At 71.8% G+C, this 23,397-nt stretch carries 24 protein-coding genes and 1 other RNA gene; 22 read left to right on the top strand and 3 right to left on the bottom strand.

Going from position 1 to position 23,397, the window contains the following annotated elements; translation table 11 throughout:
- The first annotated feature begins 122 nt into the window (after positions 1 to 122).
- The 7 genes from ftsE (at position 123) to ACZLMO_RS10850 (ending at position 5,290) form a co-directional block, all read left to right on the top strand.
- A complete protein-coding gene (ftsE, locus tag ACZLMO_RS10880; RefSeq protein WP_425715503.1) occupies positions 123 to 866 on the top strand; it encodes a cell division ATP-binding protein FtsE in 744 nt (247 codons plus the stop codon).
- Positions 863 to 1,777 (top strand): permease-like cell division protein FtsX, encoded by a 915-nt coding sequence (gene ftsX / locus ACZLMO_RS10875; RefSeq protein WP_425715504.1) that lies wholly within the window; start codon positions 863 to 865, stop codon positions 1,775 to 1,777. Before ftsE ends, ftsX begins: the two co-directional genes overlap by 4 nt.
- A 7-nt stretch (positions 1,778 to 1,784) precedes the next feature.
- Entirely contained in the window at positions 1,785 to 3,281 is a 1,497-nt protein-coding gene (locus tag ACZLMO_RS10870; RefSeq protein ID WP_463653768.1) for a peptidoglycan DD-metalloendopeptidase family protein, read from the top strand.
- Between the two features lie 191 nt (positions 3,282 to 3,472).
- Positions 3,473 to 3,991, top strand: coding sequence for an SsrA-binding protein SmpB (gene smpB, locus ACZLMO_RS10865; protein WP_463653767.1), 519 nt, complete (start codon positions 3,473 to 3,475; stop codon positions 3,989 to 3,991).
- Between the two features lie 199 nt (positions 3,992 to 4,190).
- Positions 4,191 to 4,559: a transfer-messenger RNA gene (ssrA, locus tag ACZLMO_RS10860) on the top strand.
- Between the two features lie 162 nt (positions 4,560 to 4,721).
- Positions 4,722 to 4,925, top strand: a complete 204-nt coding sequence (locus tag ACZLMO_RS10855) for a CopG family transcriptional regulator (RefSeq protein WP_463653766.1) — start codon at positions 4,722 to 4,724, stop codon at positions 4,923 to 4,925.
- A complete protein-coding gene (locus tag ACZLMO_RS10850) occupies positions 4,922 to 5,290 on the top strand; it encodes a type II toxin-antitoxin system death-on-curing family toxin (RefSeq protein WP_463653765.1) in 369 nt (122 codons plus the stop codon). Before ACZLMO_RS10855 ends, ACZLMO_RS10850 begins: the two co-directional genes overlap by 4 nt.
- Before the next feature lie 30 nt (positions 5,291 to 5,320).
- Here the strand turns inward: ACZLMO_RS10850 and ACZLMO_RS10845 are convergent, their stop codons facing one another.
- The gene (locus ACZLMO_RS10845; RefSeq protein ID WP_463653764.1) at positions 5,321 to 5,995 is read right to left on the bottom strand and encodes a GntR family transcriptional regulator; all 675 of its coding nucleotides are present in this window, start codon (positions 5,993 to 5,995) and stop codon (positions 5,321 to 5,323) included.
- Positions 5,996 to 6,102: 107 nt separating this feature from the next.
- On the opposite strand from ACZLMO_RS10845, the gene ACZLMO_RS10840 reads away from it, so the two are divergent.
- From ACZLMO_RS10840 to ACZLMO_RS10820, 5 genes are read left to right on the top strand one after another with little or no spacing between them, the layout of a single operon-like run.
- Positions 6,103 to 6,861: an HpcH/HpaI aldolase family protein gene (locus ACZLMO_RS10840; RefSeq protein WP_463653763.1), complete on the top strand. Its 759-nt coding sequence runs from the start codon at positions 6,103 to 6,105 to the stop codon at positions 6,859 to 6,861.
- Position 6,862: 1 nt separating this feature from the next.
- The gene (locus ACZLMO_RS10835) at positions 6,863 to 7,666 is read left to right on the top strand and encodes a carbon-nitrogen hydrolase family protein (RefSeq protein WP_463653762.1); all 804 of its coding nucleotides are present in this window, start codon (positions 6,863 to 6,865) and stop codon (positions 7,664 to 7,666) included.
- Entirely contained in the window at positions 7,663 to 8,769 is a 1,107-nt protein-coding gene (locus ACZLMO_RS10830) for a C4-dicarboxylate TRAP transporter substrate-binding protein (protein ID WP_463653761.1), read from the top strand. Before ACZLMO_RS10835 ends, ACZLMO_RS10830 begins: the two co-directional genes overlap by 4 nt.
- Positions 8,766 to 9,473 (top strand): TRAP transporter small permease subunit, encoded by a 708-nt coding sequence (locus ACZLMO_RS10825; protein ID WP_463653760.1) that lies wholly within the window; start codon positions 8,766 to 8,768, stop codon positions 9,471 to 9,473. Before ACZLMO_RS10830 ends, ACZLMO_RS10825 begins: the two co-directional genes overlap by 4 nt.
- Entirely contained in the window at positions 9,470 to 10,915 is a 1,446-nt protein-coding gene (locus tag ACZLMO_RS10820; protein ID WP_463653759.1) for a TRAP transporter large permease, read from the top strand. The genes ACZLMO_RS10825 and ACZLMO_RS10820 overlap by 4 nt, the downstream gene beginning before the upstream one ends.
- A gap of 107 nt (positions 10,916 to 11,022) precedes the next feature.
- Here ACZLMO_RS10820 and ACZLMO_RS10815 read toward each other — a convergent pair whose 3' ends face one another.
- The gene (locus tag ACZLMO_RS10815; RefSeq protein WP_425715515.1) at positions 11,023 to 11,907 is read right to left on the bottom strand and encodes a LysR family transcriptional regulator; all 885 of its coding nucleotides are present in this window, start codon (positions 11,905 to 11,907) and stop codon (positions 11,023 to 11,025) included.
- Positions 11,908 to 12,108: 201 nt separating this feature from the next.
- Between ACZLMO_RS10815 and ACZLMO_RS10810 the strand changes: the two genes are divergently transcribed.
- The 5 genes from ACZLMO_RS10810 to ACZLMO_RS10790 all read left to right on the top strand — a co-directional run bounded on the left by ACZLMO_RS10810 (position 12,109) and on the right by ACZLMO_RS10790 (position 17,868).
- Positions 12,109 to 13,227, top strand: coding sequence for a tartrate dehydrogenase (locus ACZLMO_RS10810; protein WP_425715516.1), 1,119 nt, complete (start codon positions 12,109 to 12,111; stop codon positions 13,225 to 13,227).
- 106 nt (positions 13,228 to 13,333) lie between these two features.
- Positions 13,334 to 14,299 carry a tripartite tricarboxylate transporter substrate binding protein gene (locus tag ACZLMO_RS10805; protein ID WP_425715517.1) on the top strand — a complete coding sequence of 322 codons (966 nt, stop codon included), beginning with the start codon at positions 13,334 to 13,336 and terminating at the stop codon, positions 14,297 to 14,299.
- Positions 14,300 to 14,334: 35 nt separating this feature from the next.
- A complete protein-coding gene (locus ACZLMO_RS10800; protein WP_463653758.1) occupies positions 14,335 to 16,008 on the top strand; it encodes a tripartite tricarboxylate transporter permease in 1,674 nt (557 codons plus the stop codon).
- 1 nt (position 16,009) lies between these two features.
- Complete coding sequence (locus ACZLMO_RS10795) at positions 16,010 to 16,480, top strand: tripartite tricarboxylate transporter TctB family protein (protein ID WP_425715519.1); 471 nt, start codon at positions 16,010 to 16,012, stop codon at positions 16,478 to 16,480.
- 221 nt (positions 16,481 to 16,701) lie between these two features.
- A complete protein-coding gene (locus ACZLMO_RS10790; RefSeq protein WP_463653757.1) occupies positions 16,702 to 17,868 on the top strand; it encodes a mandelate racemase/muconate lactonizing enzyme family protein in 1,167 nt (388 codons plus the stop codon).
- A 75-nt stretch (positions 17,869 to 17,943) separates the two neighbouring features.
- Here ACZLMO_RS10790 and ACZLMO_RS10785 read toward each other — a convergent pair whose 3' ends face one another.
- Entirely contained in the window at positions 17,944 to 18,372 is a 429-nt protein-coding gene (locus ACZLMO_RS10785) for a VOC family protein (protein WP_425715521.1), read from the bottom strand.
- 319 nt (positions 18,373 to 18,691) lie between these two features.
- Here ACZLMO_RS10785 and ACZLMO_RS10780 point away from each other — a divergent pair, with 319 nt between their 5' ends.
- From ACZLMO_RS10780 to ACZLMO_RS10760, 5 genes are all read left to right on the top strand, one after another.
- Positions 18,692 to 18,976, top strand: a complete 285-nt coding sequence (locus ACZLMO_RS10780; RefSeq protein ID WP_425715522.1) for an HU family DNA-binding protein — start codon at positions 18,692 to 18,694, stop codon at positions 18,974 to 18,976.
- A 233-nt stretch (positions 18,977 to 19,209) separates the two neighbouring features.
- Positions 19,210 to 19,542 (top strand): DUF3039 domain-containing protein, encoded by a 333-nt coding sequence (locus ACZLMO_RS10775; protein ID WP_425715523.1) that lies wholly within the window; start codon positions 19,210 to 19,212, stop codon positions 19,540 to 19,542.
- Positions 19,539 to 21,377: a DEAD/DEAH box helicase gene (locus ACZLMO_RS10770; RefSeq protein ID WP_463653756.1), complete on the top strand. Its 1,839-nt coding sequence runs from the start codon at positions 19,539 to 19,541 to the stop codon at positions 21,375 to 21,377. Before ACZLMO_RS10775 ends, ACZLMO_RS10770 begins: the two co-directional genes overlap by 4 nt.
- A 228-nt stretch (positions 21,378 to 21,605) precedes the next feature.
- A complete protein-coding gene (locus tag ACZLMO_RS10765; protein WP_425715525.1) occupies positions 21,606 to 21,812 on the top strand; it encodes a hypothetical protein in 207 nt (68 codons plus the stop codon).
- A 492-nt stretch (positions 21,813 to 22,304) separates the two neighbouring features.
- Positions 22,305 to 23,372 (top strand): IS110 family RNA-guided transposase, encoded by a 1,068-nt coding sequence (locus ACZLMO_RS10760; RefSeq protein ID WP_463653755.1) that lies wholly within the window; start codon positions 22,305 to 22,307, stop codon positions 23,370 to 23,372.
- The last annotated feature ends 25 nt before the right edge of the window (positions 23,373 to 23,397 follow it).

The following is a 23,397-nucleotide window of genomic DNA, read 5'->3' as shown; positions in this document are numbered from 1 at the left end:
ACGAGGACGGCAACGGTCCGGTGTCGGGGCGGCGTGGCGTCCGGGACCGGCGGCGTGCCGGGACGTAGCATCCAACCGGCCAGGTTCCACCTTCCCCGCCCCCGAGACTGGCCGCCGCTGCTGTGATCCGATTCGACAACGTCTCCAAGGTCTACAAGCGGGGCGCCAGGCCCGCGCTGGACGAGGTGACCCTCGAGATCGAGCGGGGCGAGTTCGTCTTCCTCGTCGGCGCCTCCGGATCCGGCAAGTCGACCTTCCTCCGGCTCGTGCTGCGCGAGGAGCGCGCCACCTCCGGCACCGTGTTCGGGCTCGGCCACGACCTCGCGCGCCTCTCGCGCTTCCGCATGCCGCGCCACCGCCGGCAGATCGGGATGGTCTTCCAGGACTACCGGCTCCTGCCGGGCAAGTCGGTGTTCGACAACGTGGCCATCACCATGCAGGTCACGGGCCGCCCGCGGCACCAGATCCTCACCGTGGTGCCGCAGACCCTCGAGCTCGTCGGGCTCACCGGCAAGGAGAAGCGGCTCCCGCACGAGCTCTCCGGCGGCGAGCAGCAGCGCGTGACGATCGCCCGCGCCATGGTCAACCGCCCCCAGGTCCTCCTCGCGGACGAGCCCACGGGCAACCTCGACCCGGACACGTCCGAGGGGATCATGGAGCTCCTCACCCGCATCAACTCCACCGGGACCACGGTGGTCATGGCGACGCACGACGACGACCTCGTCGACCGCGCACGCCGCCGCGTGGTCGAGCTCGTCGACGGCCGCGTGGTGCGCGACGAGGCCGGCGGCTCCTACCTCGCCGTGGTCGCGGCCGCGCGCCGGGCGGCAGGCGGCCGCGACGAGGCCGCGGAGGTCGCGCGGTGAGGCTCCGGTTCATCCTCGGCCAGGTCTCCCAGGGGATCCGCCGCAACGTCGCCATGACCGTCGCCGTCGTGCTCGTGACGTTCGTGTCCCTCGTCTTCGTCGGCGCCGGCCTGCTCCTGCAGACCCAGGTCGACCGGCTCAAGGACGACTGGTACGACCGCGTCGAGGTCGCCGTCTTCATGTGCCCCACGGCGTCGGAGAACCCGGCGTGCGCGGCGGGGGAGGCGACCGAGCAGGAGATCGACGCCGTCGGGAACCTCCTTCAGTCCTCCGACCTCGAGCCTTACGTCGCGGAGGTCTTCCTCGAGACCAAGGAGGAGGCCTACGAGAACTTCCGGGAGCGGCTCGAGGACTCCGCCTGGTCCCGGCAGGTCACGGCGGACCAGATGCAGGTCTCCTACCGGATCCGGCTCGAGGACCCCGAGCAGTTCCGGATCGTCGCCGACGAGCTCGAGGGCCGCGCCGGCGTCGACGTGGTCGTCGACCAGCGCGAGCAGCTCGAGCCCCTGTTCGTCATCCTCAACCGCTCCACCGCCGTCGCGCTCGGGCTCGCCGGCGTCATGGCCGTCGCCGCCGTCCTCCTCATCACGACGACGATCCGGCTATCCGCGCTCTCGCGCAGGCGGGAGACGGGCATCATGCGCCTCGTCGGCGCCTCGAACTGGGTCATCCAGGCCCCCTTCATGCTCGAGGGCGCGATCGCCGCGCTGCTCGGGTCCGTCCTGTCCGTCGCGGGGCTGCTCGCGGCGGTACGGTACGGAGTCGAAGGGTGGCTCGCGCCCTCCGCACCCTGGGTCGCCTTCGTGACGACCGCGGACGTGTGGCGGGTGGCCCCACTTCTCGTCCTCGCCGCCGTCCTGGTGGCAGGCGTGTCCTCGGTCGTCTCGCTCGCCCGTTACACGAAGGTCTAGGTCACTGATGTCGACGTCCTCCTCCCACCCCGCGCCCGCGCGCACGTGGCTCGTCCGTCTGCGCGAGCGGGCCGCTCTCGCGGCGACCCTCGCGCTCGCCGCGACCCTGGTCGGGCCGGGAGCCGTGGCCGACGACGACGAACCCACCCGGGAGGAGCTCGTCGAGCGGCTCGCGGACAACGCCGAGCGGCGCGAGGAGCTCGAGCACGACCTCGAGGGCGTCTCCGCCGACCTCGCGAGCTCGCTGGTCGACCTCCAGCTCACGCGCGAGCAGATCCCGGTGGCCCAGGAGGCGCTGCAGGTCGCCGAGGACGACCTGGCGGCCGCCGAGCGGCACCAGGAGCAGGTCGAGGGGCGCCTCGGGGTGGCCGAGGCCGACCTCGCGGCCCTCGAGGACGAGATCGCCGAGGGCGAGGAGGCCTCCGAGGAGACCCAGGACGCGCTCGGGGAGCTCGCTCGGTCGACCTACCGCGGCGACACCGCGCCCTCGACCCTCGCCCTCATCACCGAGTCCTCCTCGGCCGACGACTTCATCGGCTCCTACTCGGTGGTGAGCACCGCCGTGCGCACGCAGACCGGGCTGCTCGACCGGGTGGCCGAGGAGAACGCGACCAACCGCAACCAGCGGCTGCGCCAGGACACCCTCACCCAGCGGGTCGACGACCTCAACGACGAGGCCGTCGAGGCCGTGGAGACCGCGGACGAGCTGCGCGTCCGGCAGGAGGAGGCGCTCGCCGAGGTCGAGGACCTCGAGGCGCTGCAGGAGGAGCTCGTCGCGGACCTCGAGGACCGCGAGGAGGAGCTCAACTCCGACATCAACGCGATCGGCCTGTCCAGCCTCTCCACGCAGGAGCAGATCGCCGCGATCGACGAGGAGAACCGCCGCCTCGAGCGCGAGCGTCTCGAGCGGGAGCAGCGCGAGCGGGAGGCCCGCGAGCAGGCCGAGCAGGAGCGGGCCGCCCAGGAGCGCGCCGAGCGGCTCCGACGCGAGCAGGCCGAGCGGGAGGCCGCCCCGGCCGCGCCGCCCCCGCCCGCCCCGGCGCCCGCGCCCGAGCCTGAGCCCGCACCCGCGCCCGACCCCGCACCGGCGCCGAGCGCGACCTTCGTCCCGCCCGTCCCGCGGCCGCTCATCATCACCTCGCCGTACGGGCCGCGGATCTACCCGATCACCGGGGCCTGGTCGATCCACCCGGGTGTCGACTTCCGCAGCGCCTGCGGCAACACCCAGGGGGCGATCGCCTCCGGGACGGTCTCCGCGACCAACCCGTCGGGCACCACCGGGACGAGCGGCAACCAGGTGATCATCAACCACGGGATCATCGACGGCCGCTCCACGGTGTCGATCTACAACCACCTCTCGTCGTTCGCCGTCTCGCCCGGCCAGACGGTCTCGCAGGGCCAGTCCATCGGCTCCACCGGCCAGACCGGCATGGTCACCGGCTGCCACGTGCACCTCGAGCTGTGGCTCGACGGCCAGATGACCGACCCGATGAACGTCCTCTGACCCTCGGCTCCCGCGGGGCTCGTGCGGGGGAGGGGCCGGTGCGTCCGGCGTCGTCGGGCATCCGGTGGAATGGGCTGGACACGGCTCGGTAGACTCGATCCTCGGCCCAGAGGTCGCCCCTGCACGGGGCGCGGGCGAACGACCGCGCACCCGGCGCGGTCTCGGAACCATCGGACGGACGGAGGTCGGTCATGAGCAGGATGAGCAGGGCGGCCAAGCCGACCGCCGCGGAGAAGGCCAAGGCGGAGGCGGACGCCAAGAAGATCGTCGCCCGCAACAAGAAGGCGCGCCACGACTACCACCTCGACGAGATCCTCGAGGCCGGCATCTCCCTGTGGGGGACCGAGGTCAAGGCGATGCGCGCCGGCCGCGCGTCCCTCGTGGACGGCTGGGTCGAGTTCGACCGCGGCGAGGCCTGGCTGCGGGACGTCCACATCCCCGAGTACGCGCAGGGCACGTGGACCAACCACGCCCCGCGGCGGAAGCGCAAGCTGCTCCTGCACAAGGAGCAGATCGCCAAGTGGGTCGTGGCCTCGCGCGAGAAGGGGCACACCGTCATCCCGCTCGAGCTGTACTTCATCGGCGGCCGGGCGAAGGTCTCCATCGCGCTCGCCCGCGGCAAGCAGGAGTACGACAAGCGCCAGACCCTGCGCGAGCGGCAGGACGACATGGAGGCGCGGCGGATGATGAGCCTGCGCAACCACGGCTGACACCCACCACATCTGGTCGAGGGTGCGGGTCAGGGGCGCGTGGTCCGGCCCCCGACCGGTCGAGGGTGCGGCTCAGCGACCGCGCGGTGGCGTGGGTCGCCGGGAATGTCCTCGCCCGCCGCTACGTTGGGCACGTATGATGGACAGTCGCACCGCGGCAACCCGGCTCGTCCGGACCGCGGGGCGGAACAACTCAACAGGGGATGATCGGTTTCGACGATGGTCGTGCTTCCAGGAGAAGCGGGTAGAGGATGCAGAGTTATCTCTTTAACGCCCTCTGCAAACCAATAGGTGCCGATTCCAAGCGCACCGACTTCGCCCTCGCCGCCTGAGCGAGCCTCGAAGTCCGTCAGCCCGGGCCTGCTCTCGTCCCGGATCCTGGCGTCATCTAGAGAGCCACTGCTCGTAGCCCTCGTCAGCGGGGCTGCGGGAACACTCAGTTGACTGGGCCCGTCAGCAGCTTGTTCGCGTGACTGCTGGGGCCGAGAAAATCTACCAGCGGACTGCACCCGGAGAAGTCCTGTTCTCACGCCGTCGGACGCGGGTTCGATTCCCGCCATCTCCACTCATCTCTGTGAGGCCGAGAGGCCCCGGACCCGCAACGGTCCGGGGCCTCTCGTCGTCGGTGCGCGTGGCGGTTCGTGCGCGGAGCTAGGTCCGTATCAGGTCTGCCCGCCCGGGGCGCACGGCCGGCCGCTTCTGCGTGATACCACGCTGGTATCGTTCGGTCATGGCGATGACGTTGCGACTGAACGAGGACGACGAGCGGGCGCTCGCTGCTCTGGCCGAGGCCGACGGGGTGAGCAAGCAGGAGGCGACCATCCGTGCGATCCACGAGGTGGCGGAGCGCCGCGGGCACGTGCAGGCGGTGTCCGAGGCGTCGGCGCGCGCGCGGAGCCGCTACGCAGAGGTGCTCGAGCGGCTGGGGCGTTGACCGTCTACCTGACCACCGAGGATCTGCTCGCCCTGGTCGACGACCTCGGCGTCGGGCCGGTCAGGGACCTGGGGTTGCTGGAGTCGGCCGCCCACCGGCCGACGACCGTGCTGTGGGGCACGGATGTCTACCCGACCGTCGTCCTCAAGGCCGCCGCGCTGCACGACTCGCTGGTCAACAACCACGCCCTTCTCGACGGCAACAAGCGGCTCGGGTGGCTGGCGACGATCGTCTTTCTCGACGTGAACGGAATCCGGATCGAGGCGCCCGACGACGAGGCCTACGACCTGGTGATCGCCGTCGCCGACAGGTCCGCGACGATCGAGCAGATCGCTCACGCCCTGCAGGGATGGGCGCAGCCCTGACGGAGCCGCCGTGACGTGCGGGCTGCAGGATCAGCTGCCGAAGGCCTGCACGAGCTCGGGCACCTCGCGCAGGTGCGTGGCCACGGTGCGGGCGGCGCGCTCGGCGTCGTGCTCCTCGAGGGCGGCGACGATCTCCCGGTGCTCGCGGGCGATCGTCTCGTAGCGCTGCGGCGCGGTGGTGATCGTCCGCAGCGCCAGGCGGATCTGCCGTGAGCGCAGCGACTCGTACATCTGCGTGAGGACGTCGTTGCCGTTCCACTGCACGAGCCGCTCGTGGAAGCGCTGGTCGAGCCTGGCCGAGTCGTTCCAGCGCAGCTCGGCGGCCGCCGCGTCCATCTCGTCCGCGATGGTCGCGAGGTCCGGTGGCGCGCCGAGGCGTCGCTCGCAGATCCGGGCCACCACGTGGGACTCGACGACGAACCGCGCCTGGTAGATCTCGCCCATCTCGCGCGAGTTGACCGTCCGGACCTGCGCGCCCCGGCGGGGGACGAGGTCGACGTACCGCTCGGCCTGGAGCCGCTGCAGGGCCTCGCGCACAGGCGTGCGGGAGGTGCCCACCCGCTCGGCGAGCGCGACCTCCTCGACGAACTCCCCCTCGGCGAGCTTGCCGGTGAGGATGGCCTCGACGACCCACTCGTAGGCGCGGGCGCCGGCCGGAGGGGTGCGCGGGGAGCGCCTGCGGGGCTCCTTCGCGGTCCGGCTCATGGGGCGAGCATATCGTTGCACCCGGAATATGCGCCGTGTATACATGGCGTGCACATGGTTCCCGGTGGCCACCGCCGCTCTCCGGGCACCTCCGACGAAGGAGGAAGATGAACACCCCCACGAACGCACGGCACGCGGTCTGGCTCACCGAGCCGTCGACGGCCGCCGTCGAGATGGCACGCATCGCCGGGTACGACACGGTCGTCCTCGACATCGAGCACGGCCTCTTCGACCTCGCCGCCCTCGACTCGCTCATCCCGTTCATCCGGGCCACCGGCATGCGCGTCATCGCCAAGGTCCTCGGCCCGGAGCGCGGCCCGATCCAGCAGGCGCTCGACTTCGGGGCGAACGCGGTGGCGATCCCGCACATCGAGTCCGCCGAGCACGCCGCGCAGATCTGCGGCTACGCGAAGTTCCCGCCGCTCGGTGACCGCTCCTTCGCGGGCGGCCGCACCTCGGCCTACCGGGGGTTCACCGACCAGTGGGTGACCGACCAGGACAACGGGACCGCCTGCTACCCGATGATCGAGGACGGTTCCGCGTTCGACGACATCGAGGGCATCCTCGCCCTCCCCGTCGTCGACGGCGTGTTCGTCGGCCCGTCCGACCTCTCGCTGCGCCGGGACCGTGGGGCGTACTCCGTGGGGCCCGACGACCTCGCGGACATCCGTACGGTCGCCCGCGCGGCGCAGGCCGCCGGCAAGCCGTGGGTCCTGCCCGCCTGGAGCCGCGCCGAGCAGGAGCTCGCGGTCGACGAGGGTGCGGACACGATCGTGGCCGTCATGCAGTACGGCGCCATGCTCGGCGGCTTCACCGCGACGAGGGAGGCGCTGCTCGAGATCGAGAAGCGTGGGAAGGACGACTGACATGACACTCACCGCAGCCGTGGTGCAGCTGGCACCGGGCAAGGACAAGCAGGCGAACCTCGCCACCATCGAGGGGCACCTCCGCGCGGCCGCCGCCCGCGGCGCCCGCCTCGCCGTGCTCCCCGAGTACGCGGTGTTCACCGTGCCCGCGATGGACGACCGGTTCGTCGAGAGCGCCGAGCCGCTGGACGGGCCGACCGTGACCCGCCTCGCGGAGCTGGGCGCCGAGCTCGACCTGACGATCGTCGCCGGCGTCAACGAGCCCGCCGGCGAGGGACGCATCCACAACACCCTCGTCGGCCTCCAGGGCGGCGAGGTCCGGGCGGTCTACCGCAAGGTCCACCTCTACGACGCCTTCGGCTACAAGGAGTCCGACAGGGTCGACGCCGCCGACCCGTCCGCGCCCCAGCTCCTCGAGGTCGACGGCTTCACCGTCGGTATGCAGACCTGCTACGACCTGCGCTTCCCGGAGACGAGCCGCACCCTGGTCGACGCCGGGGCCGACGTCCTCGCGCTCCCGGCCGAGTGGGTCCCCGGGCCTCTCAAGGAGTACCACTGGAACACGCTCCTGCGCGCCCGGGCGATCGAGAACACGACATACGTGCTCGCCGCCGACCAGTGCGCGCCCACCGGCGCCGGGAACAGCGTGGTCCTCGACCCCATGGGCATCGCCCTGGCCGGGGTGGGGGAGGCGGCCGGCATCGCCGTCGCCGAGCTCGACCGCGCCCGGCTCGACCACGTGCGCACCGTCAACCCGGCCCTGGAGCTGCGTCGCTACGCGGTCAGCCCGCGGGAGCGGCGATGACGGCGCGCGCGTCGCGCCGTCGTCCGGTCTCCGTGATCGCCCTCGCCGGCGTGGCGGCGAGCCTCGGACTCGCCGCCTGCGGCGGGTCGACGGGCGCGGACGGCGAGGAGGAGTACGTCCTGCACTACACGACCTACTCGAACGCCACGTCGGACCAGAGCCGCACCGTCCAGCGGTGGGCCGAGGAGGTCGAGGAGCTGACCGACGGCGGGGTCCGGGTGGAGTTCCACTACTCGGAGAGCCTGGTCGGCGCCGACGAGTCGGTGCAGGCCACCCTCGACGGACGGGCCGACATCGCCCAGGTCGGGTCGCTCTACGCCGCGTCCGACCTGTCGATGTACACGGTCTCCGAGCTGCCCTTCGAGACGGAGAACCCGGAGGCCCACATGCGCGCCCTCGCGCGGATGTTCGAGGAGGACCCGACCTACCGGGAGGACTTCGACCGCCAGGGAGTCCGGCAGCTCTTCCCGCTGCCGCTCGCCAGCGCCGTCGTCGGTGCCACCGAGCCGGTGGACTCGCTCGACGACCTCGCCGACCGCAGCATCCGGGCCGGCGGGCTCACCGCCGAGGTCATGCTCGCGGCCGGAGCGAACCCGGTCGCGATGACCGCCACCGACGTCTACGAGTCGTTGGAGCGCGGCGTCATCGGCGGCTACACCTCGCTCGCGCTCGCGAGCCTGCCCACCTTCGGCCTGTCCGACGTCACCCCGCACATCCTCGACCCGGGGATCGGGGCCTACGCGTCGTCGATCGTCGTCGTCAACGAGGAGCTCTTCGACTCCATGCCCGCCGAGTACCAGGACGCTCTCCTCGCCGCGTCGGGCAACGCCGTCGACAACGGTCTGGAGGAGATGGGGGTGCTCGGCGACGAGGCGTGCGCGGATCTTGTCGCGAACGACACCGAGTTCAGCTCCCTGTCCGACGAGGACGTGGCGGAGTGGCGCGAGCTCGCCGGCGCCGACGACGACTGGGTGGCCCGCTACTCCGAGCGCGGCTACGACGCGGCCTCCGTTCTCGAGAGATACCGCAGCATCATCGCGGAGGAGACCGAGTCGTCCAGCTACGTCGACCCGCTGCAGCAGTGCATGGCGGAGGCGTCATGACCGCGCCCCGCCTGCCCCGCGCCCTCACGGGCCTCGCCGGTGCGCTCAGCATCCTCGCCGGCGTCCTCCTGCTCGTCCTCGCCGTTCTCACGGTCGCCGACGTCGCCGGACGGTCGCTGTTCGACCGCTCGATCGTCGGCACGGTCGACATCTCGACGATGCTGCTCGTGGGCGTCGCGTTCCTCGGTCTTGCCGCGGCGCAGGTCGACGGCCGGCACGTCGACGTCGACCTCGTCGAGGCGCGTCTCCCGCAGGGCGTACGCGTCGCGTTCGCGATCGTGCGCTGCGTGCTCCTCGTGCTCCTCGGCGCGGTCCTCGTCTGGGGCCTGACCGAGCAGCTCATCAGTGCCTACGACCGGGGCGAGACGACGAACGACATCCTGCGGCTGCCCACCTGGCCCGCGAAGCTCGCCCTGGTCGTCTCCTACCTGCTCTTCTTCGTCACGGCGATCTGGTCGACCGTCCACGACGTCCGGGTGCTGCGGCGGGGCGAGGACCTCGCGCCGTCCTGGGCCGACCAGGCCGCGGACGAGCGCCTGCTCGTCACGCCGGCGGGCAGCACCGGTGCCGCCGCGGGCGGCACCGGTGCCGCCGCGGGCGGCACGACCGACACCGCCGCAGGCGGCACGACCGATACCGCCCCGGGCGGGACCACCGACACCGCCCCGGGCGGGACCACCGACACCGAGGGGGGTGCGCGATGAGCGCCGAGAACCTGTTCGCCCTGGCCACCGTGCTCGTCGTCTTCCTCGCACTGCTGGCGATCCGGTTCCACGTGGGCCTGTCGCTCATGCTCGCCGGGATGGTCGGCGTCATCATGCTCCGCACGACCGACGCCGCCGTCAGCACCGTGGCCAGCCAGCCGTTCTCGGCCTCGGCCGACTACTCGCTGACGATCATCCCGCTGTTCATGCTCATGGGCGTGTTCGCGGTGCACGGCCGCCTCGCGGCCGCCGGGTTCGACGGCGCGTCCCGGATGCTCGGCCGGTTCCCCGGCGGCACGGCGCTCGCCTCCCTGGCGGGCTCGGGCATGTTCGCCGCCGTCACGGGGTCGAGCGTGGCCACCGTCGCCACGATGGCGCGCGTCTCGACCGATGCCATCGTCAAGGCCGGCCACGGCATCAAGCTCGCCGCGGGTGTGGTCAGCGCGGGCGGCACGCTCGGCGTCCTCATCCCGCCGTCGATCGTCCTCGTCCTCTACGGCGTGGTCACCGAGGAGAGCATCGGCCGGCTGCTGCTCGCCGGCATCGGCCCGGGCCTGCTGACGATCCTCGTCTACGCCGTGACGATCGTCCTGCTGGTCGTGCGCGAGCGGCGGCGCTCGGCGGCGATCGAGGCCCGGGTGCCCGCGACGGTGGGTGCCGGTGCGGCCGGGACCTCGGCCGACGCGACCGGCGAGGGGCGGGCGAACGACGCGGGCGTGTCCGGCGTCGGGGCCTCCGACCGTGCTCCCGAGGGTGAGGGGAACGCCCCGACGACGACGAACAGGCCCGACCGGGCCGGCGTCGCCTACCTCGCGGTGATCTTCCTCGTCTCCATCGGCACGATCTACGCCGGCGTGGCCACGCCCACCGAGGCCGCCTCGTTCGGTGCGATGACCGCGCTGATCATCCTGCTCATCCGGACGCGGCCGCCGCGGTGGATGGTCGTGCTCAAGGAGTCGGTGACGGAGGCCGTCGGGCTCACGGCCATGACGTTCCTGCTCATGGCCGGGGCCGGGGTGTTCACGTACTTCCTCGCCCTGTCCGGGGCGAGCAGCGCGCTCGTCGACGCGGTGGTCTCGGCGGAGCTCCCGCCCTACCTCGTCCTCGTGCTGTGCCTGCTCATCCTCCTGCCGCTGGGGATGTTCCTCGACGGCGTGTCGATGATCCTCGTCGCGGCCCCGCTGCTGCACCCGATCCTCACCGAGTACGGGTTCGACGGCATCTGGCTGGGCATCCTCGTGGTCAAGGTGGCCGAGATGGCGCTCATCACCCCGCCGGTCGGCATGAACGCGTTCGTCTACTCGGGCTCGGTGCCCGAGGCGGGCCTCGGCCGGGTCTTCCGCGGGATCGTGCCGTTCATCGTCGCGGACATCGTGGTGGTCGCGATCCTCATCCTCGTGCCCGACATCGTCACGTTCCTGCCGGACATGGGTAACGCCTGACATCGGTGGGTCGCGAGCGTGCGGCCCGCCCCCGACGAGCCCCGGACCCCTCGCGGTCCGGGGCTCGTCGTCGTGAGCGTGTGTCCGGGTGTGCTCGTGGACGTGGCTCAGAGGCTCCCGGCCGACCGGAAGACGTCGAGGAACGCCGACGCGGCGGGGCTGAGCTCGGTGCTGCGGTGCATGGCCACGAGGGTGAGTCCGACGTCGGTCCGCAGGTCGTTGACCTGGAGGCCCGCGTGCCGGGCGAGCGAGCGCCACCCTTCCGCCATGATCGCGGTGCCCGTCCCGGCGAGCACCATCGGCAGGATCGCCTCGCGGTGCTCGGACTCGATGACGATCGCCGTCGACCGGTTGGCGGCCACCACCTCGTCGGCCACCTTGCGCATGCCCGTCCCGTCCTGGCCGGCGATGAGGCGGATCCCCTCGAGGTCGGCGTAGCTCAGCGTGCGTCCGGCGGGCAGCCGGCTGTCCCGCGGCGCGACGACGATGAACCCCTGCTGCGCCACCGGGACGAGCGTGAGGCTGCCCGCGGAGAGCGGCGTGGTGGTCGCGGCGATCCCGACCTCGACCGCGCCGGACAGCACGAGCGCGCTGACGACGGCCGGGGTGCCGGCGGCGCGGATGACGACCTCGACGTGCGGATACTGGCGGGAGAACACGTCGAGCACGCCGGGCAGGGGGTCGACGGCCTGGGACGGCATCGTCGTGATGACGAGCCGGCCGCGCCGGAGGCCGGAGACGGCCTCGACGTTCGCGCGGGACAGGTCGAGCCAGTGCAGGACCTCGCGCGCCGGTGCCACGAGCGCCTCGCCCGCGGCCGTCAGCCGCAACGACCGCCCCGCGCGCGAGAACAGGTCGGTGCCCAGGCTGCGCTCGAGGGTGCGGATGGACTGGGAGACGGAGGGTTGGGCGACGTAGAGCTTCTCCGCCGCGGCGCGGACACCGCCCTCGTCGACGACGGCGAGGAAGTACTCGAGCTGGCGGGCGTCCACCGGCTGCACGTTACCGTGGCCGAAACCTATCGGCGAAGCGGACGATACGACGAACACCGCGCGGGTCGGCGCGTCATCAGATAGGCGTGACCTATCGGAGCGATCCGATGTTGGTCTTGGACGTCACACCCGGTGTCCGGCTCTACTGGTGGAGGACGCCGCGACGACGCGGCGCGCACGAGACCCGCACAGGAGCGAGACGTGACGAACGCGTACAGGATTGCCACCATCCCGGCCGACGGCGTGGGCCGCGAGGTCGTCGAGGTCGGCCGCCAGGTGCTCGAGGAGGCACTCGCGGTCGCCGGAGGCGATGCCACCTTCGAGTGGACGGAGTTCCCCTGGGGCTCGGACTACTACGCCGAGCACGGCGTGATGATGGCCGAGGACGGTCTCGAGCAGCTCAAGGGGCACGACGCCATCTACTTCGGCGCCGTGGGCTGGCCGGGCGTGCCCGACCACGTCAGCCTGTGGGGCCTGCGCCTCGCGATCTGCCAGGGCTTCGACCAGTGGGCCAACGTCCGCCCCGTCACCTTCCACCCCGGCATCACCAGCCCGCTGCGCAAGGCCGACACCACCCCGCTCGACTGGGTCGTCGTCCGTGAGAACAGCGAGGGCGAGTACGCGGGCGTGGGCGGCCGCAACTTCTCCGGACGGGAGTCCGGCGAGGTCGCCGTCCAGAGCTCGCTGTTCACCGAGGCCGGCTGCGAGCGGATCATGCGCTTCGCCTTCGACCTCGCCCGCACGCGCGACCGGAAGAAGGTCACGAGCGTGACCAAGTCCAACGCGCAGCAGTACGGCATGGTCCTGTGGGACGACGTCTTCAGGCGGGTCGCCGCCGACTACCCGGACGTCGAGACCGAGAGCGTCCTCGTCGACGCGATGGCCGCGAAGTTCGTGCTGCGGCCCGAGGACCTGTCCGTCGTCGTCGCCTCCAACCTCAACGCCGACATCCTCTCCGACCTCGGCAGCGCGCTCGCCGGCAGCCTCGGCCTCGCCAGCAGCGCCAACCTCAACCCCGAGCGCCGGTTCCCGTCGATGTTCGAGCCTGTGCACGGCTCGGCGCCGGACATCGCGGGCAAGGGCGTGGCCAACCCGATCGGCGCCGTGCTCAGCGGAGCCCTCATGCTCGACCACCTCGGCGAGACCGCGGCCGCCGATGCGGTGCGCGCCGCCGTCGACGCCGTCACCGGTGCCGGCGTCCTCACGCCCGACGTCGGGGGCACCTCCGGCACCGCCGACATCACGTCGGCGCTCATCGCCGAGCTGCGCGCCGCCGCCGGCTCCCGGCCCGCCGACGACGCGGCAGTCGTCTCCCAGTAGTCCGGCGGGCGCCCACCGCCCGCCGAACCGGTGCGGGAGCGGCACCGCTGCTGCCCTCGCACCCGCACGACCCGGTTCCACCACACGATCCAACGGAGGACGAGAGATGAACCGCCTGACGAAGATTGCCGCCCCCCTCGCCGGGGCCGCCCTGCTCCTGGCCGCCTGCGGCGGTGGCGACGACGCCGCCGACTACCCCGACCGCCCCATCGACTACGTCGTGGCGTTCGACGCCGGCGGCGAGTCCGACATCACCGCCCGGCTCCAGCAGGAGCCGCTCGCCGAGGCCCTCGGGGTCGACATCACCGTGTCCAACCAGCCCGGCGGCGGCGGCGCGCTCGCCTGGTCCGAGCTCACCCGCACCGAGCCCGACGGCTACACCGTCATGGGCCACAACATCCCGCACATCATCCTCCAGCCGATGATGCGCGACGACGCCGGGTACGAGACCGACGACCTCGAGCACGTCTACTTCTTCCAGAGCACGCCGAACGTCCTCATGGTCAGCGCCGACAGCGAGTACGAGACGATCGAGGACTTCATCGCCGCGGCCGAGGAGAACCCCGGCTCCCTGTCCGTCGGCGGCTCCGGCGACTACAGCGCCAACCACGTGGCCACGCTGCTGCTCAACGACGAGGCCGGCATCGAGACGACCTACACCCCGTTCTCGGGCACCGGCGCCGCGACCCCGGCCCTGCTCGGCGGGCACGTCGACGCGCTCATGACCTACACGCCGATGATCGACCAGCTCGGCGACCAGGTCCGGGTCCTCGCCGTCGCGACCGAGGAGCGCCTCCCGCAGTGGGAGGAGTACCCGACCTTCATCGAGAGCGGTGTCGAGCTCGCCGACGGCGCCTACCGCGGCGTCGCCGTCCCGCCCGAGACGCCCCAGGAGATCATCGACCAGCTGGTCACCGCCTTCGAGGAGGTCAATCAGGACCCCGAGCTCGTCGAGCAGTTCGAGCAGCAGGGCTTCGTGCTGGAGAACATCGGTCCGGAGGAGGCGCAGGAGCTCATCGACGAGCGTCGGGAGGTCTACACCGACCTCTTCGAGCGGCTCGGCCTGATCTGACCGTCCTCGACCGATAGCGAGACACCATGCTCGAGATGCTGAGCCAGGGATTCCTGGCGAACCTCGCGCCGTCCATGCTGCTCCTCGTGCTCGTGGGCACGGCGGGCGGCATGGCCATCGGCGCCATGCCGGGGCTGAGCGCCACCATGGGCCTGGCCCTGCTCGTCCCCTTCACCTTCACGATGGAACCCACCAGCGCGATGGTCCTGCTCGGGGCCTTCTACATGGGCGCCATCTACGGCGGGTCCTTCACCGCCATCCTCGTCAACGCCCCCGGCACGCCGTCCTCCGTGGCGACCGCCTTCGAGGGCTACAAGATGACGAAGAAGGGCAAGAGCGAGCTGGCCATCGTCGCCGCCACGATGGGTTCGCTCGTCGGCGGCATCATCGGTGTCATCGCCCTCATCTTCCTCGCGCCACCGCTCGCGGACTTCTCGCTGCGGTTCGGCCCGCAGGAGTACTTCTGGGTGGCGATCTTCGGTCTGACGATCATCGTCAGCATGTCGACCGGCTCGATCCTCAAGGGCCTCATCGGCGGCACGATCGGCCTGCTGCTGGCCACCATCGGGATCGCCCCGGTCGGCGGCGAGGTCCGCTTCACCTTCGGCGAGCCCATGCTCCAGGGTGGTGTCCCGCTGGTGCCGGCGATGGTCGGTCTGTTCACCATCCCCGAGGTCATCAAGCTCATCGCCCGCAAGGGTCGTGAGGCGGAGATGGAGCAGGCCCCTCGCGAGCGGGACAGCGTGTGGCAGATGATCGGTCAGACCGTCGGCAAGCCGTTCAACGCCATCCGTTCCGCGGTCATCGGCACGGTCGTCGGCATCCTGCCCGGCGCCGGCGGCAGCGTGGCCAACCTCGTGGCCTACAGCGAGGCCAAGCGCGCGTCGAAGGTCAAGGAGAACTACGGCAAGGGCGAGGTCGAGGGCGTCGTCGCGGCGGAGTCCGCCAACAACGCCACCGTCGGCGCGGGGCTCATCCCCACCCTGACGATCGGTGTGCCCGGCACGCCGCCCGACGCGATCATCCTCGGCGTGCTCCTCCTGCACGGGCTGCGGCCCGGCGCGGAGCTCTTCGAGACGTCGGGCGACCTCGTCGGCACGCTCATCGTGGCCCTCGCGGTCTCCGCGATCATGATGGTGCCGGTCGGCCTCATCGCGGGTCGCGGCCTGCAGCGCGGCGTCATCGCGCTGCCCGCGCGCTACCTCGCGCCGGGAATCATGGTGCTCACGATCGTCGGTGCGTTCGCCGTGCGCTCGTCGGTCGTCGACGTCGTCATCATGCTCGTGGTCGGCGTCGCCGCGTACTTCCTCGGGCTCGTCGGCATCAGCTCCGCGCCGATCGTCCTCGGCCTCATCCTCGGGACGATCGCCGAGACCGGGCTGGTCCAGGGCCTGCTCACCTCCCAGGGCGACGCCCACCCGTGGATGTCGTTCTTCACCCGACCGATCTGCATCGTCCTCATCGCGATGACCGTGCTCGCGCTCCTGTGGCCGATCGTCCAGGGCGTGCGCCGCCGCCGGGGCACGGGCGGCGACCTCGAGGCCGAGATGATCGATGCCAACGAGGCCGACAGGGCCGCGGCCACCGTCGGCGGGTCGACCGCCGTGTCCACGTCGGACGCGGGCACGACGGCGCACACCGGCGACGCCCGACCAGACGCGCCACCCTCACGGTCCGACCGACCGCAGGGTCACGAGGGGAAGGACTGACATGGCACGCGTACTGTCCGCCACCACGAAGGTCAACGTCCTCGTCGGGATCGTCGTCGTCGCCCTCGCCGGGTTGTTCTGGTCCCAGCGCAGCTACACGACCGAGCACGGCGGCACGTTCGCCGACCCGGTCATCCTCGTTCTCGGTGCGCTCGGGATCGTGCTGGTGATCCTCGGGCTGATCGGCCGCGACATCAGCGGGGGCGACGACCAGGACCTCGAGCGGCTGCCGATCATGCGGCTGGCGATCGCCGTCGCCGTGCTGGCCGCGTGGGTGCTCACGCTGCCCTACCTCGGGTACGTGGTCGGGGGGATCATCTTCTTCGTCCTCACCGCGCTGCTCATGCGCAAGGAGCGACCCTCGTGGAAGGGCGTCCTGCTCGACGTCGCCGTCGCGGTGGTCCTCCTCCTCGCGTTCAACTACGTGTTCAGCGAGTACCTCTACATCCGCCTGCCCGAGCTGGGCCTGTGAGCCCGGCCCGGGTGGCCGGTCCGAGTCCGGCCGACCGTCCCTGAGCCGGAGACCCCGGGCACGACGACGCACCCCTCGTGGGTGTCCGTCGTCGTGCCCGGGCGGGGGGCGGCCGGCCCACCCACGGCCCGCCGGCACCAGCGCCCTGACCGTCCGAACGACCCACCCATGCCCGAACCCGGGCGCCGCCGACCGGCGCCCGATCCCTGTGAGGAGTCCCGTTGAGAATCGTCGAGATCCGCGAGCGCACGTTCCCCATCAGCTCGCCCATCCGCAACGCGTACATCGACTTCAGCAAGATGACGCTCAGCCTCGTCGCCGTCGTCACCGACGTCGTGCGGGACGGCCGCCCCGTCGTCGGGTTCGGGTTCAACTCCAACGGCCGCTACGGGCAGGGCTCGATGATGCGTGAGCGGTTCATCCCGCGCGTCCTCGAGGCCGACCCGGCCTCCCTGCTCGACGAGACGGGCGACAACCTCGACCCGGCGGCCGTATGGGACGCGATGATGAGCAACGAGAAGCCGGGTGGGCACGGGGAACGCTCCGTCGCCGTCGGGACCATCGACATGGCCGTGTGGGACGCGGTCGCGAAGATCGCCGGGGTCCCGCTCTACCAGCTCCTCGCCGACCGGTACGGCGACGGGAGGCCGAACCGGGAGGTCTTCGTCTACGCCGCCGGCGGCTACTACTACCCCGGGCAGGACCTGGCGGCCCTGCAGGACGAGATGCGCGGCTACCTCGACCGCGGCTACACGGTGGTGAAGAAGAAGATCGGCGGGGCCGACCTCGCGACCGACCTCAGGCGCATCGACGCCATCCACGAGGTCATCGACGGCCGCGCCACGCTCGCCGTCGACGCCAACGGGCGCTTCGACCTCCCGACGGCGCTCGAGTACGTGGAGGCGCTGAGCAGCTATGACCTGTTCTGGTACGAGGAGGCCGGCGACCCGCTCGACTTCGAGCTCCAGGCGCAGCTCTCCCAGTCCTACGCCGGGCCGATGGCCACGGGGGAGAACCTGTTCTCCGTCCAGGACGCCCGCAACCTCATCCGGTACGGCGGGATGCGCCGGGACCGGGACTGGCTGCAGTTCGACTGCGCCCTCAGCTACGGGCTGGTCGAGTACCTGCGCATCCTCGACATGCTGCGCGAGCACGACTGGTCGCCGACCCGCTGCATCCCGCACGGCGGCCACCAGATGTCGCTGAGCATCGCCGCCGGGCTCGGCCTCGGCGGCAACGAGTCCTACCCCGACCTGTTCCAGCCGTTCGGCGGGTTCCCGGACGGTGCGAGCGTGGTGGATGGGGTAGTCACCCTGCCCGAGCTGCCGGGCATCGGGTTCGAGGGCAAGACCGACCTGTACGCGCTCATGGCGGAGCTCGCCGGCTGATCCGGCGGCGCAGGAGCAGCGCGACGGCGTCCGTCCGGGTGGGCCGGGCGGACGCCGTCGGGCGTCGCAGGGGCGTCAGCCGATGTTGAACATCCAGCCGATGCCGTAGCGGTCGGTCAGCATGCCGAACGAGGCGCCCCAGGGGGCCTCCTCGAGGGGCTGGGTGGCCTGTCCGCCCTCGGCCAGCCCGTGGAAGGCGGCGGTGAGGGCCTCCTTGTCGTCGGCGTCGCCGACGAGCGAGATCTGGACGCTCGAGCCCGGCTGGTGGGGCATCCCCGAGGGGACGTCCGCGGCCATGACCTGGAAGCCGAACGGCGTGGTCAGCTGGGCATGCATGACGAGGTCGGCGTCCTCGGGCGGCACCATGACCTCGCCGCCGGTGGACTCGGCGAACGAGGCGTGGGTGTCGACCTCGAGCTCGCCGCCGAGGACGGACCGGTAGTGCTCCATCGCCTCCGCGGCGGTGCCCTGGAAGTTGAGGTAGGGGACGAGTGTGACGGTCATACGGGTTCCTCCCGTGCGACGCCGCCCGGCCGGGCGACTCGTTGTCCGGTCCCCGCGTCGTCGCGGGCACCCACCGGGCACCGGGCGCCCGACGCCGCACACGCTAGTGCGGGCCGCCGACACCGCGGAACCCCGGCACCGCCGCCCCGCGCCACTGATACGGATGTGACTCGTGGGGTCCGCGTGACGCCCCGCACCCCCAGAACGGCGCCACACCGCCAAAATCCGCCCGCCGCGCCACGCATCGGGGCCCATCTGTGCGTAGTCTCGTCGCACTGCGCCCCACCGGGCGCTCACCACGTACGACGAGAGGGATTACATGTCCGTCAACCGCACCGAGCTCGTGGCCGCCATCGCTGAGCGCGCCTCCCTGACGAAGGCCCAGGCCGACTCCGCCCTGGCCGCGTTCCAGGACGTCCTCATCGAGTCGCTCAAGGCCGGCGACCCCGTCAAGGTCACGGGTCTGCTCTCGGTCGAGCGCGTCGAGCGCGCCGCCCGCACGGGTCGCAACCCGCGCACCGGCGAGGCCATCGAGATCCCCGCCGGCTACGGCGTCAAGGTCTCGGCCGGCTCCAAGCTCAAGGACGCCGTCTCCTCGAAGTGACCTTCGGGAGCCCTGACGGGCGCGGTGCGGCTCCGGCCGCACCGCGCCCGTCGTCGTTCCGGCAGGCAACCCCCGCACCGCGCCCGGTCACGGCCCTCGGCGACGAGGGTCGGCGCTCGTCGTCGGGCATGGACGTGGAGGCACACCCGGGTACGACGGCGACACACCCCCGTGGCGTTCCCGACCCCGATCGGGACTGCCCGGCGTCGGACCGGCGTCCTAGACTGACGGCCATGACCTCGATCCCGGACGAGAACCAGCCGCACTCCGCCCCGGCGGGCCCGGCGACGTCCACGGACGTCCTCGAGCGCACGGAGACCGAGCACGAGGAGCGGCTCGACTCCGGCGACGCCGAGCGGTTCGCCCACTACGTCCGCAAGGACAAGGTCGAGGCCGGCCGCCCCGTCGTCGCGCTGTGCGGCAAGGTCTGGACGCCCGGCCGGGACCCGAAGAAGTTTCCCGTCTGCCCCACCTGCAAGGAGATCTACGAGGGTCTCTCCGGCGGGGGCGAGGGTGATGGTGGCGGACGCCGCGGCTGGCCGTTCGGCCGGGGCCGCGGGGAGTGACCGCCGGACCCCACTCCCGGTCAGAGCCGACCACCTCGCACGCCGGACCGACCGCGCCCCAGGCGCCGTCGACGGCGGCCGCCGAGCAGCTCTCGCCCGCGTTCCCGCAGCGCGCCGCGTGGGGCACGGCGGCGCCGCTGCGCGCGTGGCAGGCCGAGGCGCTCGATCGCTTCCGGGAGCGCGACTCGCGGGACTTCCTGGCCGTCGCGACCCCCGGGGCCGGCAAGACGACCTTCGCCCTGCGCGTGGCCACCGAGCTCCTCGCGAGCGGCCAGGTGCGGCGCGTGAGCGTGGTCTGCCCGACCGAGCACCTCAAGTCCCAGTGGGCCGCGGCCGCCGAGCGGGTGGGGATCGCGCTCGACCCCGCGTTCGCGAACGCCCAGGGCCGCCACGCCGCGCACTTCGACGGGGTCGCGCTGACGTACGCCCAGGTCGCCGCCAACCCGGTCCTGCACCGCGCCCGCACCGAGGCCGAGCCGACGCTCGTCATCCTCGACGAGATCCACCACGGCGGCGACGCCCTGTCCTGGGGCGACGCCGTTCGTGAGGCCTTCGAGCCCGCCCGCCGGCGCCTCGCGCTGACCGGTACCCCGTTCCGGTCCGATACGGCGGCGATCCCGTTCGTCGACTACGTGGCGGACGCCGACGGCATCCGACGCTCGCGCGCCGACGTCAGCTACAACTACGGTCAGGCGCTCGCCGACGGCGTGGTCCGGCCCGTCATCTTCCTCGCCTACTCCGGGCTCATGCGGTGGCGTACGCGCACGGGGGACGAGATCGCGGCCTCGCTCGGCGAGCCGCTGACGAAGGACCAGACTGCGCAGGCGCTGCGCACCGCCCTGGATCCCGACGGTGAGTGGGTGCCCTCCGTCCTCACCGCGGCCGACGCCCGGCTCACCGAGGTGCGCCGCACCGTCCCCGACGCCGGCGGGCTCGTCATCGCCACCGACCAGGCGGCCGCCCGGGCCTACGCGCGGGTGCTCGCGGCGATCAGCGGCGAGGAGCCGGTCGTCGTCCTCTCCGACGACGCCGGGTCGTCCGACCGCATCGAGGAGTTCGCGCGCGGCGAGCAGCGCTGGATGGTCGCCGTCCGCATGGTCTCCGAGGGCGTCGACGTGCCCCGGCTGTCCGTCGGCGTCTACGCGACGACGACGGCGACGCCCCTGTACTTCGCGCAGGCCGTGGGGCGGTTCGTGCGCGCGAGGCGGCGCGGCGAGACGGCGTCGCTGTTCCTCCCCTCGGTCGGGCCGCTGCTCGAGCTGGCCGGCGAGCTCGAGGCCGAGCGCGACCACGCCCTCGACCGGCCGGTGCGCGAGGGCGAGTTCGTCGTCCCCGAGGACCAGCTCATGGCCGAGGCCAACCGCGAGGAGAAGGCCTCCGACGAGCTCGCCCTGCCCGGGTTCGCCGCGCTGGGCTCGCAGGCCACGTTCGACCGGGTCCTGTTCGACGGCGGGCACTGGGGGACCGAGGCCGACGTCGGCTCGCCCGAGGAGCAGGAGTACCTCGGCATCCCCGGGCTGCTCGAGCCGGAGCAGGTGACGACCCTGCTGCGCGAGCGGCAGGCCAAGCAGGCCGCGGCGCAGAAGGACCAGGCGGCGGCCGCGCGCAAGCGGGCGGCGAACGCCGGGGTCGACGAGCACAAGAAGCGGGCCCGTGCGCGCAAGGAGCTGTCCTCCCTGGTGTCCGCGTGGTCGCGGCGGGCGGGAACACCGCACGGCGTCATCCACACCCAGCTGCGCTCGACGTGCGGCGGGCCCGAGATCGCTACGGCGTCCACCGAGGAGATCGAGGCCCGGATCGCGCTCGTGCGGAAGTGGTTCGTCGGCGGCCGCTGACCCAAGCTTCATCGAGATTGCGGTTCGTCGTCGTCGAGATTGCGGTTGGGAGCTGTACGACGGGTCGAGAGTGCGGGTGAGAACCGTGAGGCCTTCATCGAGATTGCGGTTCGTCGGTCACCCCGGACGCTGCGGACGCTGCGGTGGGGAGCTCGTCCCGGCGGCCGCCGGCCCATGGGGCCGCTCGCGTGAGAACCTGGACCCGACGTCGAACCTCAGGAGGATCCCGTGGGCTGGTGGCTGACCCCGATGCTGCTCGGCGCGCTCGCGATCACGATCGGCGTCGTCGAGCACGAGATCGGCTGGCTCCAATGGATCGGCGTGGGCCTCGTCGTCGTCGGACTGGCCGTGGGAATCGTCCGCCCCGGCGGCACGCGGCAGAAGCCGGGCCGCCCATCCGACCTGCGTGGGACGTCGACGCCGTACTTCGGCTGATCCCGGCCGGCGGCGAGTCGCGGCTGCCGATCACCAACCTCGCCGTCAACCTCGACGAACCGCAATCTCGACGTGCACCAACCGCAGTCTCGATGGGGCCGGCGCTGAGCCGCACTCTCGACCGTTCGTGCGGCTCCCAACCGCAATCTCGACGACGACGAACCGCAATCTCGACGAGCACCAACCGCTGTGAGTGTGGGGGTGGCTGGTCTGGGACTGGCTGGCAGGGTGGTGGCTGGTCGTTCCGCTCGTGGGTGTGACTCGGCGAACCGCAGACCCCTTGTTGGGGGTGTCTGGAGATTGATCTGTCCGCCCATGGGTGGGGTGGCCGGCACCGTCCTGGCCCATCTCGGAGACCTGATCAGAAGGTTGTCCGCCACTGGTGTGGCGTGACTCGTCACAGTGTTGTCCCGAGGTGACTCCTACCCAGAACGGCACCGGCCACCAGCGACCAGACCATCCACTCATTGGTAGGAAGGACACCAGGCCGCTATGGCTATCGTCGCGCACTCCCATCCGTTCGTCATCGGGGTCGACACCCACGCCCAGACCCATTCGTTGGCGGTGCTGGCCGCCCGCGGCGAGCTGATCGATTCTGCCCAGTTCCCGACCACGCCTGCGGGCATGGCCCGCGCGATCGCCTGGGCCGCTCGCCGCACCGGGGCCGATATGGCCGCGTTGTGGGTCATCGAGGGCGCCGCGTCCTACGGCGCGACCCTGGCCGGCGTTGTCCAGGACGCCGGCTATCAGGTCGTGGAGGCCGCGCGGATGAACCCGCGCGGGAACCGGGGCGTGGGTAAGTCCGATGCCCTGGATGCCTACCGCATCGCGGCCGCCGTCCTCCCGCTTCAGGTCAGCCGGCTGCGTCACCTCCGCGCCGCTAGTGGGGTACGGGCCGCGCTGCGGGTCCTGCTCACCGCCCGCGAGCAGATGAACAGCGAACGTACCGCGGCCACGAACGCGCTGACCGCGCTGCTGCGCGTCAGCGACCTGGGTATCGATGCGCGCCGGGCCCCGGGCAAGAAGGTGATCGCCATGATCAGCCGGTGGCGCGAGCGCGATGAGGACATCGCGACCGCGACCGCCCGCAGCGAGGCCGTCCGCCTGGCCGCCCAGATCCTGGCCCTGGACGTCGAGCTCGCCACGAACAAGAAGCGCATCACCGTTCTGGTCAAGTCCAGCCTGGCCGCGCCGCTGCTCGAGATGCATGGTGTCGGGCCGATCACCGCGGCCGTGTCACTGACCGTGTTCTCCCACCCGGGCCGGTTGCGTTCCGAGGCCGCGTTCGCGGCCCTGGCCGGGGTCAGTCCGATCCCGGCCTCCTCGGGCAACACCGTGCGACACCGCCTCAACCGCGGGGGCGACCGGCAACTGAACAGGGTCCTGCATACCGCGGTCGTGACCCGGATGAGTCACGACCCCGAGACCCGCGCCTACGTCGAACGCCGCGCCGGCGAGCACCGCACCAAGGCCGAGATCCGCCGCTGCCTCAAGCGCTACCTCGCCCGCCGCATCTTCCGCACCCTCAACAGCACCCCCGAACCCACCATGGCCGCTTGACGAAACATAGAAGGATCAATCTCGA

Source organism: Georgenia sp. G2120, assembly GCF_055326485.1.
Note: the sequence above shows the minus strand (reverse complement) of the source record. Positions and strands in the feature narration are given on the sequence as shown.

Bases quoted from the DNA above. Each gene is read 5' to 3' on its own strand.
- ACZLMO_RS10840 (WP_463653763.1), top strand. From the start codon at position 6,103: ATGAACACCCCCACGAACGCACGGCACGCGGTCTGGCTCACCGAGCCG.
- ACZLMO_RS10835 (WP_463653762.1), top strand. From the start codon at position 6,863: ATGACACTCACCGCAGCCGTGGTGCAGCTGGCACCGGGCAAGGACAAG.
- ACZLMO_RS10870 (WP_463653768.1), top strand. From the start codon at position 1,785: ATGTCGACGTCCTCCTCCCACCCCGCGCCCGCGCGCACGTGGCTCGTC.
- ACZLMO_RS10775 (WP_425715523.1), top strand. From the start codon at position 19,210: ATGACCTCGATCCCGGACGAGAACCAGCCGCACTCCGCCCCGGCGGGC.
- ACZLMO_RS10855 (WP_463653766.1), top strand. From the start codon at position 4,722: ATGGCGATGACGTTGCGACTGAACGAGGACGACGAGCGGGCGCTCGCT.
- ACZLMO_RS10830 (WP_463653761.1), top strand. From the start codon at position 7,663: ATGACGGCGCGCGCGTCGCGCCGTCGTCCGGTCTCCGTGATCGCCCTC.
- ACZLMO_RS10805 (WP_425715517.1), top strand. From the start codon at position 13,334: ATGAACCGCCTGACGAAGATTGCCGCCCCCCTCGCCGGGGCCGCCCTG.
- ACZLMO_RS10845 (WP_463653764.1), bottom strand. From the start codon at position 5,995: ATGAGCCGGACCGCGAAGGAGCCCCGCAGGCGCTCCCCGCGCACCCCT.
- ACZLMO_RS10780 (WP_425715522.1), top strand. From the start codon at position 18,692: ATGTCCGTCAACCGCACCGAGCTCGTGGCCGCCATCGCTGAGCGCGCC.
- ACZLMO_RS10785 (WP_425715521.1), bottom strand. From the start codon at position 18,372: ATGACCGTCACACTCGTCCCCTACCTCAACTTCCAGGGCACCGCCGCG.
- ACZLMO_RS10800 (WP_463653758.1), top strand. From the start codon at position 14,335: ATGCTGAGCCAGGGATTCCTGGCGAACCTCGCGCCGTCCATGCTGCTC.
- ACZLMO_RS10820 (WP_463653759.1), top strand. From the start codon at position 9,470: ATGAGCGCCGAGAACCTGTTCGCCCTGGCCACCGTGCTCGTCGTCTTC.
- smpB (WP_463653767.1), top strand. From the start codon at position 3,473: ATGAGCAGGATGAGCAGGGCGGCCAAGCCGACCGCCGCGGAGAAGGCC.
- ACZLMO_RS10795 (WP_425715519.1), top strand. From the start codon at position 16,010: ATGGCACGCGTACTGTCCGCCACCACGAAGGTCAACGTCCTCGTCGGG.
- ACZLMO_RS10825 (WP_463653760.1), top strand. From the start codon at position 8,766: ATGACCGCGCCCCGCCTGCCCCGCGCCCTCACGGGCCTCGCCGGTGCG.
- ACZLMO_RS10760 (WP_463653755.1), top strand. From the start codon at position 22,305: ATGGCTATCGTCGCGCACTCCCATCCGTTCGTCATCGGGGTCGACACC.